The following is a 14,852-nucleotide window of genomic DNA, read 5'->3' on the forward strand; positions in this document are numbered from 1 at the left end:
CCTATGACTGTCATCAGTATCAATGACATGACCGCCGGGCGACGGCTGCCGCATCGGGCGACGATCTGAACCCGATCGATTGATTGACGACCCGCGCGGCTGAGCTTGTTGCCGTTCTGGGTGAAGAACTGTGCGCACCGCCTCGCTGCGGGATACCTGCGACAACACAGCCGGTCGTCGTGCGCCGTACCACCAACGCCCCGTCAACGAACTGACGGGCCAAACGAGAGTCCGCCGCTGGCCAGGTCGCAGACTTCAACTGGACCGGACAGTGACCTCGGTGACGGCCAGGCCGTCAAGGCCCAGCAGCAGCGCCGTGACCCGTTGACCACAAGAGCATCGGGGCTGCCAGGCTTGGGGGGTTGCCACGTCCGTTCACTGCTTGAGCGCGTTGGTGAGTTGGTTGCGTACGAGGTGGGCGAAGCGTCCGTCGCGGGCGAGGAGGTCGTCGGGCGGTCCTTGCTCGACGATTCGTCCGTGGTCGAGTACGACGACGCGATCGGCGGTGCGGATGGTGCTGAGGCGGTGGGCGATGACGAGCGTGGTGCGGCCGGTTTTGGTGGCGGCGATGGCGGTGGCGAGGCGTCGCTCGCTTTCGGTGTCGAGGTTGGAGACGGCTTCGTCGAGGACGAGGATCGGGGTGGCGGCGAGCAGCGCGCGGGCGATGGCGAGGCGCTGGCGTTGGCCGCCGGAGAGCAGGTTGCCCAGTTCGCCGGCGATGGTGTTGTAGCCGTCGGGCAGGTCGGTGACGAACTCGTGGGCCTGCGCGGTGCGGGCGGCGGCCTCGATCTGCGCCTGGGTGGCGTCTGGGCGGCCGAGACGCAGGTTGTCGGCGATGGAGAGGTTGAACAGGTGGACGTCTTGCGGTACGTAGGCGATCAGCCGGCGTAGGTCGGCGTCGGCGATGGTGCGCAGGTCGTGGCCGCCGATGGTGATCGAGCCCTGGTCGACGTCCCACAGGCGCAGCAACAGGTGCGCGGAGGTGGACTTGCCGGCGCCGGAGTGGCCGACCAGGGCCACCGTCTCTCCGGGTTCAACGGTGAAGCCGAGGTTGTGGACGGCGGGCGGCAGCGTGGGGCCGTAGCGGAACGTGACCTGGTCGTAGCGGACCCGGGGCTCCACGTTGGTCACGTCGGCCGGTTGTTGTGGCTGTGGTACTGCGCGGGGCACGGCGAGCAGGTCCAGGACGCGGACGGCGGCGGCGGAGACGATGCCGACCTCGCGGGCCACGTCGACGACGGCGGTGACCGGGGCGAGGGAGAACGCGGCCAGCACGACCGCGGCCGGCAGCAGGTTCGCGGCGAGGTCGCCGGCGGCGACGAGGGCGCCGCCCGTGACCAGCGCGGCGAGGACGCCGAGGGTGACGATCGCGTCGGTGGCGGCCAGTTCGATGCCGGCGCGGCGGCTGTGCGCGGTCCGGGCGGTGTCGAGGGCGCGGGCGTGGGCCCGCAGGCGGCGTGCCTGGGCGTGGCCGGCGCCGAAGGTGAGTACCTCGCGGAGTCCTTGGAGGGCGTCGACGGCCTCGGCGTTGAGCTCGCCGGCGGCGGCCCGCACGGCGGTGCCGTCGGTCTCGGCGCGGCGGCGCAGCCAGACGGGGACGCTGGCGAGCGCGATCAGCACGGGTAGCAGCGCCAGTGCGAGGGCGGGGTCGAGGAAGGCGAGCGCGATGAGGGCGCCGGCGGGGACGATGGCCGCGGAGACCAGTGGGCTGAGGGTGTGGGCGAAGAACGTCTCGAGCAGTTCGACGTCGCCGATGGCGGTGGAGCCGAGCTCGCCGGAGCGGCGGGCCAGCAGGTCGCCGGGGGACATGCGGGCGAACGCGTCGTAGACGCGGCCGCGGACGTCGACCAGGACGCGGAAGGCGACGACGTGGGCGAGCTGGGTCTCCGCCCACGGCGCGACGACGAGCGGGACGACGAGGGCGAGCAGGAGCAGGAACCCGCCGCGGAGGTCGGCCGGGGGAGTGCCGGTCAGCGCCCGGCCGACGAGCAGCGCGCCGAGCACGGCGCTGGCGATGGTGAAGACGTGGTTGGCGATGCCGCACAGGATGGCGACCGCGATGACGCGGCGGTGTCCGCGCAGTAGCCGCAGCAGGGGTAGCAGCCGGGTCATGGTTGGGGCTCCTCTGCGCTGCCGCTGCCGGCGGCGACCAGGCGGGCGAACGCCCCGGACCGGGCTATCAGCTCGTCATGGCGGCCGGTCTCGGTGATCGCGCCGTGGTCGAGCACGACGATGCGGTCGGCGGCGCGCACGGTGGACAGCCGGTGGGCGATGGTCAGGGTGGTGCGCCCCTGGGCGGCGCGGTGCAGTGCCTGGGCGATGGCGCGTTCGTTGGTGCCGTCGACGCTGGAGGTCGCCTCGTCGAGGATGAGCACGGGTGCGTCGGTGAGCAGTGCTCGGGCGATGGACAGGCGCTGGCGTTCGCCGCCGGAGAGTTTCATGCCGCGTTCGCCGACGACGGTGTCGAGCCCGTCGGGCAGGGCGGTGACGAAGGCGGTGGCGTTGGCGGCGTCGAGAGCACGGGCGAGCTCGTCGTCGTCGGCGTCGGGCCGGGCGAGGGTGAGATTGTCGCGTACCGATCGATGGAACAGATAGGTGTCCTGGGAGACCACGGCGACCCGTCGGCGCAGCTCGTCGAGGGGCCAGTCGGTGACCGGGACGCCGCCGAGAGCGACCGCGCCGTGCTGCGGGTCGAACCAGCGCAGCAGCAGCCCGATGAGGGTGGTCTTGCCGGCGCCGGAGGGGCCTACGACGGCGACGTGTTCCCCGGCGGCGATGCGCAGGGTCAGGTCGTGGATGGCGGGTGCGGTGCGGCCGGGGTAGGTGAAGGTGACCTGGTCGAAGTCGAGCGACAGCGATCGGCCGGTCGGCGTGCGTGGCTGCGGGGGCTGCTTGACGGGTGGGTCGGCGTCGAGGATCTCGAAGATGCCGGTGGCCGCGGAGAGGGCGGGAGCGCCGGCGTGGAAGGCGTTCTGCAGGTCGCGCAGGGGCCGGAAGCATTCGCGGGTGAGCAGCAGGATCATCAGCAGGGACAGGTCGGGCAGGGCGCCTTCGGCGTGCCGGAGCGCGCCGAGCCCGGCGGCGAACGCGGTGCCGACCCCAACGGCGAGGCCGACGATGCCGACGTAGAGGACGGTGACGGCGCAGAGCCGGATCGAGACGCGGCAGAAGTCTCTGGCCCGGCCGGTGAGTTCGATGCCGCGGCGTTGGGCGGCGCCGAAGACCGTGAGGGTGGCCATGCCCTGGATCGCGTCGAGGTTCTCCGCATAGAGGGTGCGGTAGGCGGCCATCCACGGGTCCATCCGGGAGGCGAGGGCCTTCTGTGACAGTTGTGGCACGAGGGGTACGACGAGCGCGCAGGCGAGCACGACGGCGCCCACGACCGGGTCGAGGGCGAGCAGGAACCCGGCGACGGCGGTGGCGCCGATGACGGAGGCGAGCGCCTGGGGCAGGAACCGGCCCACGTAGGCGTCGAGGGCCTCGACGCCGTCGACGAGTGCGGACTGCACGGCGCCGGTGCGGCGGCGGCGCACGTCGGCCGGGCCGAGGCGCAGCAACTGGGCGTAGAGGTCCGCGCGGACGGCCTCCTTGACCGCCGCGGCCGCGCCGGCCGCGGCGACCTCCCGCCGCCACTGGGCCCAGACCCGGGCGGCCTGCACCGCCACGAGGCCGGCGAGGGCGGGCAGGGAGCCGGTCAGGCCGGCGCCGCCGATGACGTGGTCGACGATGACCGCGAGGAGCAGGCCCTGCGCGGCGTAGGTGGCGGTGATGGCCACGGACAGCCCGACGAGCTCGGCCATCCGCCACCGGGCCCGCAGCGACCAGCGCAGCAGCCGTGCGCCGGTACTCATCGGACGGCGAGCAGGACGCGGTCGTCCAGGTCCTGCCAGATCGTGCCGATCTGGCCGAACCCGGCCTCGGTGAGGGCGGTCACGTGGGTCGTGAGGGAGGTGAGCCGGTCGCCGTCGCGTGGGCCGTATCGTTCGTCGGCCCGCGCCCGGCGCTCCAGGCGCTCCCGTGCGGCGTCGGCCAGCGCGTCGCCGGCCGTCGTCCACCAGCGGTCCCAGTCCGGGACGCCCGCCACGGTGAACGCCTGGTGCGTGGCCCGTTCTGTGGCGGCGTCGGCGAGGCGCTGATGGATCGTGTGGCCGGGGTCGTAGGGCAGGTTGTCGCCGTTGAGCAGCACCCCTCCGGGCCGGACCAGCTGACCGGCGCGGCGGTAGAGCGAGAACAGCGCGCCGGGCTCGAGCCAGTGCAGGGCGGTGGTGGAGACAGCCGCGTCGACCGCGTCGACGCCGAGCCGCCCGGCCCAGGTGGGGTCGCGCAGGTCGGCGTCGACCCAGCGCAGCCGGTCGCCGTAACCGGCAAGGGCGTTGCGGCCCAGCTGCAGCAGCAGGGGGTCGGCGTCGACGGCGATGACGGTCGCTTCCGGATAGGTGTCGAGGATGCGCTGCGACAGGGAGCCGGGTCCGCAGCCGAGGTCGACGACGGTGAACCGGTCGCCGAGCACGGCACCGAGTGCCTGCACCATCGCGGCGAAGCGCTCCTCGCGGCGGGGCAGGTAGCCGGTCTGCTGCGCGTCCCAGGCCGACAGCAGGTCGGCCCAGCGCGGTTCGGTGTCCACAGTGGTCATGACGGGGCTCCTTCGACAGCGATGAACGGGTGGTGGAAGAAGTCGCGGGCGGCGAGCAGGTCGCGGGTGACCGGATGGCGGCCGGGCCCGGGCAGCGCGCCGACCGGCAGCTCGTCGACGATCCGTCCGGCGTGCATGACGGCGATGCGGTCGGCGACCTGCTCGACCACGCCGACATCGTGGGAGATGAGCAGCATGCTGGGGCCGGTGCCGCGCAGGTCGTGCAGCAGGGTGACGAACTCGGCACGGTGGACCGAGTCCAGGGCGCTGACCGGTTCGTCGAGGATGAGCAGGTCCGGGTCGCCGGCCAGGGCGCGGGCCAGGACGGCCCGCTGGCGTTCGCCGCCGGAGAGCTGCCAGGGCCGCCGTGCGCCGTGCTCGGCGGTCAGTCCGACCCGGCCGAGCAGTGCGGTCCGTCGCCCGGGGAGGTCGGCGGCCGGTACCCGATGCAGCCGGAGCGCCTCGTCGAGCGCGGCGGCGATGGTCTGCCGGCGGTCGAGCGCGGCGGAGGGGTCCTGGAAGACGAGGTGGACCCGCTGCGGGCGGACGAGGGCTCCGTCGAGCGTGACGGTGCCGGCCAGGCGGGGTTCCAGGCCGGCGATGGCCCGGGCCAGCGTGGACTTGCCGCAGCCGGAGTTGCCGACGATCGCGAGGATCTCGCCCCGCCGGACGGTCAGGTCGATGCCGGCCAGCGCGGTGACCGGGGCACGGCGGCCGCGGCCGGGATAGGTCACCCGCAACGCGCGCGCGGCCAGCAGTGCGGGCCCGGGCGGCACCGGGCGGGGAGCGGGGGAGGGCAGGTCGGCGGCGGCGATCAGGCGCCGGGTGACGGGGTGTTCCGGCCGGTTCAGTACGGTGGCGAGCGGCCCGGACTCGACCACCCGGCCGGCGTCGAATACCGCGACCGTGTCGGCCAGCCGGGCAGCCAGCCCGAGCTCGTGGGTTATGACGACGAGCGTGGTGCCGAGTTGCCGCCGGATCCGGCCGAGCAGCTCCACCACGCCGACGGCGGCGGTGGCGTCCAGCGCGCTCGTCGGCTCGTCGGCGATGAGCACCGCCGGCTCGCCGGCGAGGGCGAGCGCGAGCAGCACCCGTTGCCGCATTCCGCCGGACAGCGCGCCGGGGCGCTGCCGGGCGACCCGGTCCGGGGCGTCGATGCCGACCAGCTCCAGCAGTTCCCGGGCGCGGGCCGCCGCGGCCCGGCCGCGTGTGCGCTGATGCATGGCGATCGCGGCGGTCAGCTGGGCACCGACCCGCCGCATCGGGTCGAGGGTGCCGCCGATGTCCTGCGGGACATAGGCGACGACCCGTCCCCGGACCGCGCGCAGGCCCGACTCGTCCAGCCCGACCAGCTCCCGGCCCGCCAGCCGCGCCGAACCGCGGACCCGGGCGGTCACGTGCGGCGGGAACAGGCCCAGCACCGCCAGCATCGTCAGCGTCTTGCCGCTCCCGCTCGGGCCCACGACGGCCAGGGTGCCGCCCGCGGGTGCGGTGAGGGTGGCGTCGCCGACGACCCGGGCGCCGCCCAGTTCGACAGACAGGCCGGTGATTCGCAGGCCGCCGTCCTGATCGTCCACCGTGGCCGGTGGCGTTGCCGTCACGGTCCGGCTGTTCTCCCGGGTACGGGTGGTGCCGGCACCGTGCGTGAACCAACCGCCCAGCCGGTCGGCGATCAGGTTGCCGGCCACGGCGACGGCGGTGACCGCGGCGGCCGGCGCCACGAACAGCCAGGGAGCCGCGGACAGGTACGGCCGGGACTCCACCAGCATCGTGCCCCACTCCGGCGTCGGTGGCTGGGCGCCGAGCCCGAGGAAGCTCAGCGTCGCCACACCCACGATCACCTCGGCGGCGGTGATGCCGAGCAGCACGAGCACCGGACCGCCGAGCCCGGGCAGGATGTGCCGCAGCAGGATCCGGGCCGGCCGGGCCCCGAGGAGCCGCAGCGCCTGGCTGCTCGGTTCGTCGCGGCGCAGCCGGGTCTCGGTGCGGATCACCCGCAGGTACGGCGGCCACAGCGTGAGACCCAGCGCCAGAGCGACCTGCCAGGAGCCGCCGCCGAGCAGCCCGGCCAGGACCAGCCCGAGCAGCAGGGTGGGCACGCTGGTGACGACGTCGACCAGCCGGAGCAGGGCCCGGTCGAGCGGGCCGCCCCGCCAGCCGGCGAGCATCCCGAGTCCGCCGCCGAGCAGCAGGCACGTGACCAGCACGACGCCGGCGGCGATCACCGATCCGTGCGCGCCGGCGACCAGCCGGGTCAGCTCGTCCCGGCCGAGCTGGTCGGTGCCGAGCCAGACGCCTGGGCCGGGCGGCAGCAACGCGTGCGCCAGGTCGGTCTGCCGCTCCCGGCCGCCGGTCCATAGCGGACCGGCGACGCCGGCCAGCAGCAACCCGGCGCCGGCGGCGGCCGCCAGCGCGTGCCGCGGTCTCACGGCGCGCTCCGGGCGCGGGGGTCGACCAGCGCGGCGAGGGCCAGGCTCGCCCCGCGGGCGACGATCACCACCACGCAGAGCAGCAGGATACTGGCCTGCAGCGGCTGCCAGTCCCGGTAGCGCAGGGCGGCGATCAGGTACGAGCCCAGGCCGGGCCAGCCGAAGACCTCCTCGACCACGAGCGTGCCCGTGCCGAGCGCGGCCAGGATGTCGCCGGCCACGACCAGGCAGGTGACGGCGGCGTTCGGCAGCGCGAACCGCAGCAGGCAGGCGGTCCGGGAGAACCCCTGCGCGCGGGCCATCACCAGGTACGGCTCGGCCCACACCTCCCGCAACCGGGTGGACAGAACCCGGCCCAGCGCGGCCCCGGCCGGCAGCCCCAGCACCAGCGCGGGCAGCACCAGCGCCCGCAGGCCGCCCGCCATGCCCCGGGTGGGGAACCAGCCCAGCCGGACGGAGAACTGCTCGACCAGCGCGAACGCCAGCGCGAACGCGGGCACCGACACCAGCAGCAGCGACAGCCCGCGGGACACCGCAGGCACCAGCCGGCCGGTGAACGCGTGTTCGGCGAGCCCGACGCCCAGCCCGACCAGCAGCGCGACCAGGCTGCCCGCGGCCGCGAGGGTGAGGGTCGGCGCCAGCCGCTCGGCGACCTCGCCGGCGACCGGGCGCCCGGTGCGGATCGACACGCCGAGGTCGCCGGTCGCGGCGCGGCCGAGCATGTCGAGGTACCGCTCCTGGATGGGCAGGTCCAGGCCGAGACGGTGTCGCTCGGCGGCGATGCGCTGCTGGGTGACCGGGCCGCCCTGCTCCCGCACGACCGAGGTCGCCGCGTCGCCCCGGGTCAGGCAGAGCAGGGCGAAGCTGGCCAGCGAGACCACCAGCACCAGTACCGCCATCTCGGCGATCCGGCCGGCCACCGCCACCGCCGACCCGCCCCACCGACCGGGCCGCATCGCTACCGGGCCACGCCGACGCCGGTCAGCGGCAGGTCGTACTCGGTCACGCCCAGCGTGAAGCCCCTGACCGCCGGGCCGATCGCCCAGACCCGCGGCAGTTCCACCACGGGGGCGACCGCCCAGTCGTCGTTCAGCCGGGACCACACCCGCTCGTAGGCGGCGGCCCGGGCGGCGTCGGTCGTGCCGGCCAGCGCCGCGTCGATGAGCCCGTCGAGATCGGGGGCGGTGTAGAGGAACGTCGGCTCGGTGCTGCGGAAGTTGGCGTTGAGCATGGCGAACGGGTCGTACGGCGGACCGTAGGTGAGATAGAACAGCAGGTCGTAGTCGCGCTTGGAGGCGGCATCGGCATACGCCGCCGAGTCCAGCTGGTCGATGTGGACCTGGATGCCGATCTTCGCCAGGTCGGCCTGGATCGCCTCGCTCAGCGTGCGCGCCTGCGGCAGCAGCCCCGGATCCAGGATGAGCCGCAGCGACAGCCCGGTCGCGCCGGCCTGGCTCAGCAGGTCCTTCGCCCGCTGCTGGTCCAGGGTGACGTCGCGGGGCTGCTGCGGCGCATACGGGATCGACGCCGGGAACACCTGCGTGGCCGGCTTGGCCAGGCCGTTGAAGAGCGCCTTGGCGTAGGCGTCGCGGTCCAGCGCACGGTTGACCGCCTCGCGGACCCGCGGATCCGCGAGAGCCTTGTTCCCGGTGCTGGTGTTGAACCCGAGCAGCAAGTTCGTCGACGACGGCTCGCTGAGCACCGTGATGCCCGCCTGACCGCGCAGGTCCAGGGTTTCCTCAGGGGCCAGGGGCGCCAGGTAGTCACCGCCGATCATGTCCGCCTCGCCGGCCTTCAACGCCGCCAGCCGGGCCTGCGAACTCGGGATCACGGTGAAGACGACCTTGTCCAGATTCGGCCGGCCACCCCAGTAGCTGTCGTTGCGCACCAGCACGATCTCGGTCGCCGACGACGACTCGAACTTGTAGGGCCCGGTGCCGATGGGCTTGACGAACGTGCCGGCCGCGTCGAACGATGCCGGGCTGCGGAACCGGACCGGCCGCATCAACGTGAGCTCCTGCAGCGCCGGGTAGTAGGGACTCTTCAATCGCAGCACCAGCGTCCGGTCGTCCGGCGCCTCGATCGACTGCGTCTGCCGCGAAATGCCCAGGAACGCCGTACTGCCGATCCACCGCTCCATGTCCGTCTTTGCCACCGGGGCGGTGAACGCCACCCCGTCGGAGAACGTCACGCCGCCGCGCAAATGGAACGTCAGCGTCAGGCCGTCGGGGCTGACCTCCCACCGCTCGGCCAGCCCGGGCCGTAACTCGCCCTTCGGCCCGTACCGCACCAGCGGCTCGTACAGCTGGTCCAGCACGTTGAACGAGTGGGTCTTGTACTGCAGGCCGTTGAGGTCCGCCTCGGGCTGCCCCAGCGCCACCCGCAACGTGCCGCCGACCGGCACCGGCCCGCCGGTGGAGGCCGGGCCGCCGGGATTGCCCCCGCCGCACGCCGCGAGCGACACGACCAGGACGGCGCCGGCCACCGCGGCCCGCCACCCCCGGCCACCTTGACCTCGCACGATCATGCCTTCCTCCAAAATGAAAACGGGAACCATTGCCAATAGTGCGAGACTAGTGGCCGGTCCGCGGAGTGATCAAGATGCGTATCTTCTGGCATAGTGTTGCAGTTGCAAGATTGTGGCAACTATCGCGCAGGCTAGCGGTCGTCGATCGTCTCGGACAACGGTCGGGTGAAGAAGGTCACCGGCTCCGTCGCTTCAGGTGCCGTAGACGACCACGCCGCCGTCGCGGCCCTCGGCGTCGGTGGTGAACGTGCCGTCGGCGGTCGCCGCCGCGATCACGGCGGCGACCGCCTGCGGGCTCAGCTGCCGCACGGCGCCGCAGCCGCGGCACACGGTGTGGTGATGCGGTAGATCGGCCATCCCGTAGGTGACCACGCCGGCGACCGGTATCGCGTGCACGACGCCGAGACCCGTGAGTGCGGTCAGTATCCGGTGCACCGTGGACAGATCGAACTGGGCGCCGCCCGCGGCGAGCCTGGCGTGCACCTCCGCGGCGCTCAGATGTGCGGCACCGGCCAGCATCCGCACCACGGCCCCGCGGGCGCTCGTGGACCGGCCGCCCGCGGCCCGGATGATCGCCATCGCCGCCGCGATCCGCTCTTCTGCGGTCTGCATCACCCTCCCGTCGGTACGCCGTCACCATCTATTGCAAGATAATGGCAGAAACCAGATTCTGGCAGAACACGGAGAGGACCGCGAATGGCTGTCTACACGCTGCCTGACCTGCCTTACGACTACGGCGCCCTGGAGCCGGCGATGTCGGGGCAGATCCTGGAGCTGCATCACGACAAGCACCATGCCGCCTACGTCAAGGGCAGCAACGACGCCCTGGACCAGCTCGCCGAGCTGCGGGAGAAGGGCGACTTCGGCGCGCTCGTCGGGCTGGAGAAGACCCTGGCGTTCAACCTGTCCGGGCACGTGCTGCACTCGATCTTCTGGAACAACCTGTCCCCCGACGGCGGCGACCGCCCCGACGGCGACCTCGCCGCGGCGATCGACGAGCACTTCGGCTCGTTCGAGGGGTTCGCCGGCCAGCTGTCCACGGCGACCAAGGGCGTGCAGGGCTCCGGCTGGGGCGTCCTGGCCTGGGAGCCCCTCGGTAAGCGGCTGCTGGTGGAGCAGGTGTACGACCACCACGGCAACGTCGGGCAGGGCAGCACCCCGCTGCTGGTCTTCGACGCGTGGGAGCACGCCTACTACCTGCAGTACAAGAACGTCCGCCCGGACTACGTCGACCGGCTCTGGAACCTCGTCAACTGGGCCGACGTCCAGGCCCGCTACGCCGCCGCCGTCGCGGCACCGGCTGTGTAGCGGGATGAGCGCACCGTCCCCGGCCCGCACGGCCGAGGCGGTCCAGCGCGCCGCCGGGGTCATCGCCGCCAGACAGCGCGGTGACCTCGACGGCGCCGAGGCCCTCCTCGCCGCCTTCGCCGGCCCGGCCGACCAGGCCCGGGCCTTCTGCCTGCTCGCCGAGCTCGCCCTCGGCCTCATCCGCAGCCAGACCGGCCAGACCATGGACGAACTCGTCCAGGAACTGGCGATGCTGATCGAGCAGGCCCTGGGCGCGCCCCCACCCCGGCCCGCCGGCGGCACCTAGCCGCAGCGCCCGCAGCGGCCGGTGAGGGTCAGGCTGCCGGCGTCGAAGCGGTAGCCGACCGCGTCACCGGCCGTGTCGATGAGCCGGCGCATCACCTCGGCCGGGATCTCGGCCACCCGCCCACACCCGGCGCACACCGCGTGGTGGTGCGGCCGGTCGGCCAGCCCATACCGGGCCTCGCCGTGCTGGCCGAGCACGTGCACCAGGCCCTCATCCGCCAGGGCCAGCAGGACCCGGTGGATCGTGGAGCGGTCGACCTGCGGATAGCGGGCGGCGACCGCCTCGTGGATCTCCTGCGTCGACAGATGGCCATCCCGGTCGAGCAGCACGTCCACGATCGCGCCCTTGGCCACCGTCCACCGGCGCCCACCGGCCCGGACCTGGTCCCGGATCCGGTCGACCCGCTGCCGGTCATCCGGCCGAACGTCGGTGCCCCGCATCGCCACCCCCTACTGTTCGCCGTCCCGCCGTCTCTATCACAACACATGCACGCCGCAAGTTCTTGCCAGGAACTTGCGATAGCCGCAGACTGCCAACAAGGGCCGCGCGGCGGCACGTGGTGTGGGGGAGGACATCATGCACATTCCGGACGGATACCTCAGTCCGCAGACCAGTGCCGTGTTCGGCGTCGCGATGCTGCCGCTGTGGTGGCAGTCCGCCCGGCGGGTGAAGAAGGTCGTCAAGAGCCGCTACGTGCCCCTCGTCGCGCTCGGCGCCGCCTTCTCCTTCGTGGTCATGATGTTCAACGTGCCGATCCCCGACGGCACCACCGCCCACGCCGTCGGCGGCGGCCTGATCGCCATCCTCTTAGGGCCATGGGCGGCCTGCATAGCTGTGTCCATAGCTCTGCTCATCCAGGCGTTGTTCTTCGGCGACGGCGGGATCCTGGCGTTCCCGGCCAACGCCTTCAACATGGCGGTGGTCCTGCCCTTCGTCGCCTACGGGGTGTACCGGCTGCTGACCCGCAACACCGCGCTGACCTCCGGGCGGCGGATCTGGGCCGGCGCGGTCGGCGCCTACATCGGCCTCAACGCTGCGGCCCTGGCCGCCGCGATCGAGTTCGGCATCCAGCCCGACCTGTTCCACAAGGCCGACGGCACCCCGCTGTACGCACCGTTCCACCTCTCCCAGACGATCCCGGCGATGCTGCTGGCCCACCTCGCCGTGGCCGGCGTCGTCGAGGGCGTGCTCACCGGCGGCGTCGTGGCCTACCTGCAGCGGGCCAACGTGCCGCTGCTGCGCATCAACGCCCCGGAGGTGCCGCTCACCGAGGCCGAGGTCCAGCGCAAGCCGGTCAGCCCGCTACGGGCCGCGCTGGTCACGCTCGGGATCATGGCGGTCATCAGCCCGCTGGGCCTGCTCGCACCGGGCGGAGCGTTCGGCGAGGACGCCCCCGATGACCTCGACCTGGCCAAGTACCACCTCAGCGCGGTGCCGGAAGGGCTGCAGCAGTACACCGACTTCTGGGGCAACACCCTGCTGCCCGGCTACGGCGACGGCAGCTGGTGGCAGTACATCCTCTCCGCCCTGATCGGCGTGGTCGTCGTCGCCGCCCTCGTCTTCGGCATCACCTGGCTCATCGGCAAGGTCCGCGGCGGCGAACGCGAAGCCGAAGACCTCGACACCCCGCCGGTCGCGACGGCCGCGTCCCGGTCATGACCGCGCCGGCTCAGACCCCGGCCTGGCTCCTGCAGCCGGAGCTCGGCCTGTGCCCCTGCGGCTGCATCGGCAAGCGGCGCAAGCGCAGCTTCGTCGCCAAGACCCTGGAGGGTGCCTCCGGCATCCTGCGGCAGGCGATCTTCAGCGACGACATCGCCGCCGGGCGCGGCCTGCTGCAGCGGCTCGACCCGCGGGTCAAGCTGATCACCATGATCGGCCTGCTGATTGTGGTGGCGCTCGTGCACTCCCTGCCGCTGCTCGTCGGCGCCTACCTGGCCACGGTCGCCCTCGCCGTCGCGTCCGGGCTCTCGCTGGGCTTCTTCATCAAGCGGGTCTGGCTATTCATCCCCATCTTCACCGGGATCGTGGTGCTGCCAGCCACCTTGTCGGTCGTCACGCCCGGCGACGTGCTGCTGCCGCTGTGGCACTGGCACGGCCATACCCACGGCGTCACCGAGCAGGGGCTGCACGGCGCCGGGCTCATCGTGGCCCGGGTCGCGACGTCGATCTCCCTGGTCGTGCTGCTGACGCTCACCACGCCCTGGGTGCGGCTGCTCGCCGCGCTGCGGGCGCTCGGCGTGCCGAAGATCTTCGTGCTCATCATCGGCATGGCGTACCGGTACCTCTTCCTCCTGCTCGACGCCGTCGACGACATGTACACCGCCCGCAAGGCCCGCACCCTCGTGGCCGACACCCGCAAGAACGAGGTCCAATCGGGCCGCCGGTTCGTCGCCGCCGGCGCCGGAACGCTGTTCGGCAAGGCCCACCAGCTGTCCGAGGAGGTACACCAGGCGATGGTCGCCCGCGGCTACACCGGCAACGCCCGCACCCTCGCCGGATTCCGGCTGCGCCCCGTCGACGCGGTGTGGACGGTCGCCGTCGTGGCCCTCGCGGTCGCGCTGCTGGTCGCCGACGTCAAGGTGGGCCGATGAGCGTCTTCGAGTGCACCGACCTGCACTTCGCCTACCTGGGCCGGTTTCCTGCCCTCGATGGGGTGAGCCTGCGGGTCGGCTACGGCGAGACCGTGGCCCTGCTCGGCGCCAACGGCTGCGGCAAGTCCACCCTGCTCAAGCTCCTCGACGGGCTGCTGTTCGCCGACCGCGGCACCTTCACCGCGTTCGGCGAGCCGGTCACCGAGGAAAACCTTGAAGACGAACAGTTCAACCAGGGCTTTCGCGCCCGGATCGGGTTCGTGTTCCAAAACTCCGACGCCCAGGTCTTCTCCCCGACGGTACGGGAGGAGATCGCCTTCGGCTGCCTGCAACTCGGCCTGGACCGGCACACCGCCGATGCCCGGGTCGACGACGTCCTGGCCATGCTCGACATCACCGAGCTGGCCGACCGGGCACCGTTCCAGCTCTCCGGCGGGCAGAAGAAACGCGTCGCGATCGCCTCGGTGCTGGTCATGAACCCGGAGGTGCTGCTCTTCGACGAGCCGACCGCGGCGCTGGACCCGCGCACCCAGTTCTGGCTCATCGAGCTCCTCGAACAGCTCCGCGCGGCCGGCAAGACCATCGTGCTGGCCACCCACGACCTGGACACTCTGCCCGACCTCGCCGACCGCTGCGTCGTGTTCAGCGAGGAACACCGCATCGTCGCCGACGCCCCCACTGCTGAGATCCTCGACAACCACGACCTGCTGCTGTCCGCCAACCTGATCCACAGCCGCGCCGCCGACCGGATAACCACCACCGTCCGGGCGCCCCGCCGGGCCACAACGGTGAGCGTCTACACCGTCGACGGCATGACCTGCGCCGCGTGTACCCAGAAAATCGGCAAAGCCCTGCGCGGCCTGCCCGGCGTCACCGCCGTCGGCGTCGACCTCGCCACCGCAACTGCCACCGTCACCGCGACCGAACCGCTCAGCCCTCCGACGGTCCGCGCCGCCGTCACCGCCGCCGGATACGACACCAGCGGCATCGCCCGGAAACCGGCGGCGGCTTAGCTGCTGCGCCCACCCGCACTGTTCACGCGGGCGACTTCTGTAGATCACCGACCACACCCTGCGCG

Annotated in this window: 13 protein-coding genes; 5 read left to right on the plus strand and 8 right to left on the minus strand. The window is 72.6% G+C overall.

Annotated elements, in window-relative coordinates:
- Positions 1-375: 375 nt before the first annotated feature.
- The 7 genes from ACQPXD_RS13185 to ACQPXD_RS13215 all read right to left on the minus strand — a co-directional run bounded on the left by ACQPXD_RS13185 (position 376) and on the right by ACQPXD_RS13215 (position 10,201).
- Entirely contained in the window at positions 376-2,112 is a 1,737-nt protein-coding gene (locus ACQPXD_RS13185; protein ID WP_432838132.1) for an ABC transporter ATP-binding protein, read from the minus strand.
- Positions 2,109-3,851, minus strand: coding sequence for an ABC transporter ATP-binding protein (locus ACQPXD_RS13190; protein ID WP_432838134.1), 1,743 nt, complete (start codon positions 3,849-3,851; stop codon positions 2,109-2,111). The genes ACQPXD_RS13185 and ACQPXD_RS13190 overlap by 4 nt, the downstream gene beginning before the upstream one ends.
- The gene (locus ACQPXD_RS13195; protein WP_432838136.1) at positions 3,848-4,633 is read right to left on the minus strand and encodes a class I SAM-dependent methyltransferase; all 786 of its coding nucleotides are present in this window, start codon (positions 4,631-4,633) and stop codon (positions 3,848-3,850) included. Before ACQPXD_RS13195 ends, ACQPXD_RS13190 begins: the two co-directional genes overlap by 4 nt.
- Positions 4,630-7,062: an ABC transporter ATP-binding protein/permease gene (locus ACQPXD_RS13200; RefSeq protein WP_432838137.1), complete on the minus strand. Its 2,433-nt coding sequence runs from the start codon at positions 7,060-7,062 to the stop codon at positions 4,630-4,632. The genes ACQPXD_RS13195 and ACQPXD_RS13200 overlap by 4 nt, the downstream gene beginning before the upstream one ends.
- Positions 7,059-8,018 (minus strand): ABC transporter permease, encoded by a 960-nt coding sequence (locus ACQPXD_RS13205; protein WP_432838139.1) that lies wholly within the window; start codon positions 8,016-8,018, stop codon positions 7,059-7,061. Before ACQPXD_RS13205 ends, ACQPXD_RS13200 begins: the two co-directional genes overlap by 4 nt.
- Before the next feature lie 2 nt (positions 8,019-8,020).
- Complete coding sequence (locus tag ACQPXD_RS13210) at positions 8,021-9,589, minus strand: ABC transporter substrate-binding protein (protein WP_432838141.1); 1,569 nt, start codon at positions 9,587-9,589, stop codon at positions 8,021-8,023.
- Positions 9,590-9,781: 192 nt separating this feature from the next.
- Positions 9,782-10,201, minus strand: a complete 420-nt coding sequence (locus ACQPXD_RS13215) for a Fur family transcriptional regulator (protein WP_432838143.1) — start codon at positions 10,199-10,201, stop codon at positions 9,782-9,784.
- An 84-nt stretch (positions 10,202-10,285) separates the two neighbouring features.
- Here ACQPXD_RS13215 and ACQPXD_RS13220 point away from each other — a divergent pair, with 84 nt between their 5' ends.
- On the plus strand, positions 10,286-10,897 hold the full coding sequence (locus tag ACQPXD_RS13220) for a superoxide dismutase (RefSeq protein ID WP_432838145.1): 612 nt from the start codon (positions 10,286-10,288) through the stop codon (positions 10,895-10,897).
- Between the two features lie 4 nt (positions 10,898-10,901).
- Complete coding sequence (locus ACQPXD_RS13225; protein ID WP_432838147.1) at positions 10,902-11,183, plus strand: superoxide dismutase; 282 nt, start codon at positions 10,902-10,904, stop codon at positions 11,181-11,183.
- On the opposite strand, the gene ACQPXD_RS13230 is transcribed toward ACQPXD_RS13225, so the two are convergent.
- On the minus strand, positions 11,180-11,623 hold the full coding sequence (locus tag ACQPXD_RS13230; protein WP_432838149.1) for a Fur family transcriptional regulator: 444 nt from the start codon (positions 11,621-11,623) through the stop codon (positions 11,180-11,182). The genes ACQPXD_RS13225 and ACQPXD_RS13230 overlap by 4 nt on opposite strands.
- 136 nt (positions 11,624-11,759) lie before the next feature.
- On the opposite strand from ACQPXD_RS13230, the gene cbiM reads away from it, so the two are divergent.
- Genes cbiM through ACQPXD_RS13245 form a run of 3 tightly spaced genes read left to right on the plus strand, consistent with a single transcriptional unit; the run spans position 11,760 to position 14,787 of the window.
- Positions 11,760-12,842 (plus strand): cobalt transporter CbiM, encoded by a 1,083-nt coding sequence (gene cbiM / locus ACQPXD_RS13235; protein ID WP_432838151.1) that lies wholly within the window; start codon positions 11,760-11,762, stop codon positions 12,840-12,842.
- On the plus strand, positions 12,839-13,774 hold the full coding sequence (gene cbiQ, locus ACQPXD_RS13240; protein ID WP_432838153.1) for a cobalt ECF transporter T component CbiQ: 936 nt from the start codon (positions 12,839-12,841) through the stop codon (positions 13,772-13,774). Before cbiM ends, cbiQ begins: the two co-directional genes overlap by 4 nt.
- Positions 13,771-14,787: an ATP-binding cassette domain-containing protein gene (locus ACQPXD_RS13245; RefSeq protein WP_432838155.1), complete on the plus strand. Its 1,017-nt coding sequence runs from the start codon at positions 13,771-13,773 to the stop codon at positions 14,785-14,787. Before cbiQ ends, ACQPXD_RS13245 begins: the two co-directional genes overlap by 4 nt.
- Positions 14,788-14,852: the final 65 nt, after the last annotated feature.

This window comes from Dactylosporangium sp. CA-092794 (assembly GCF_050948465.1).
GTDB lineage: Bacteria > Actinomycetota > Actinomycetes > Mycobacteriales > Micromonosporaceae > Dactylosporangium.

Coding starts and splice junctions, on each gene's coding strand:
- ACQPXD_RS13225 (WP_432838147.1), top strand. CDS start 10,902: ATGAGCGCACCGTCCCCGGCCCGCACGGCCGAGGCGGTCCAGCGCGCC.
- ACQPXD_RS13195 (WP_432838136.1), bottom strand. CDS start 4,633: ATGACCACTGTGGACACCGAACCGCGCTGGGCCGACCTGCTGTCGGCC.
- ACQPXD_RS13220 (WP_432838145.1), top strand. CDS start 10,286: ATGGCTGTCTACACGCTGCCTGACCTGCCTTACGACTACGGCGCCCTG.
- ACQPXD_RS13245 (WP_432838155.1), top strand. CDS start 13,771: ATGAGCGTCTTCGAGTGCACCGACCTGCACTTCGCCTACCTGGGCCGG.
- ACQPXD_RS13230 (WP_432838149.1), bottom strand. CDS start 11,623: ATGCGGGGCACCGACGTTCGGCCGGATGACCGGCAGCGGGTCGACCGG.
- cbiQ (WP_432838153.1), top strand. CDS start 12,839: ATGACCGCGCCGGCTCAGACCCCGGCCTGGCTCCTGCAGCCGGAGCTC.
- ACQPXD_RS13185 (WP_432838132.1), bottom strand. CDS start 2,112: ATGACCCGGCTGCTACCCCTGCTGCGGCTACTGCGCGGACACCGCCGC.
- ACQPXD_RS13210 (WP_432838141.1), bottom strand. CDS start 9,589: ATGATCGTGCGAGGTCAAGGTGGCCGGGGGTGGCGGGCCGCGGTGGCC.
- ACQPXD_RS13205 (WP_432838139.1), bottom strand. CDS start 8,018: ATGCGGCCCGGTCGGTGGGGCGGGTCGGCGGTGGCGGTGGCCGGCCGG.
- cbiM (WP_432838151.1), top strand. CDS start 11,760: ATGCACATTCCGGACGGATACCTCAGTCCGCAGACCAGTGCCGTGTTC.
- ACQPXD_RS13215 (WP_432838143.1), bottom strand. CDS start 10,201: ATGCAGACCGCAGAAGAGCGGATCGCGGCGGCGATGGCGATCATCCGG.
- ACQPXD_RS13190 (WP_432838134.1), bottom strand. CDS start 3,851: ATGAGTACCGGCGCACGGCTGCTGCGCTGGTCGCTGCGGGCCCGGTGG.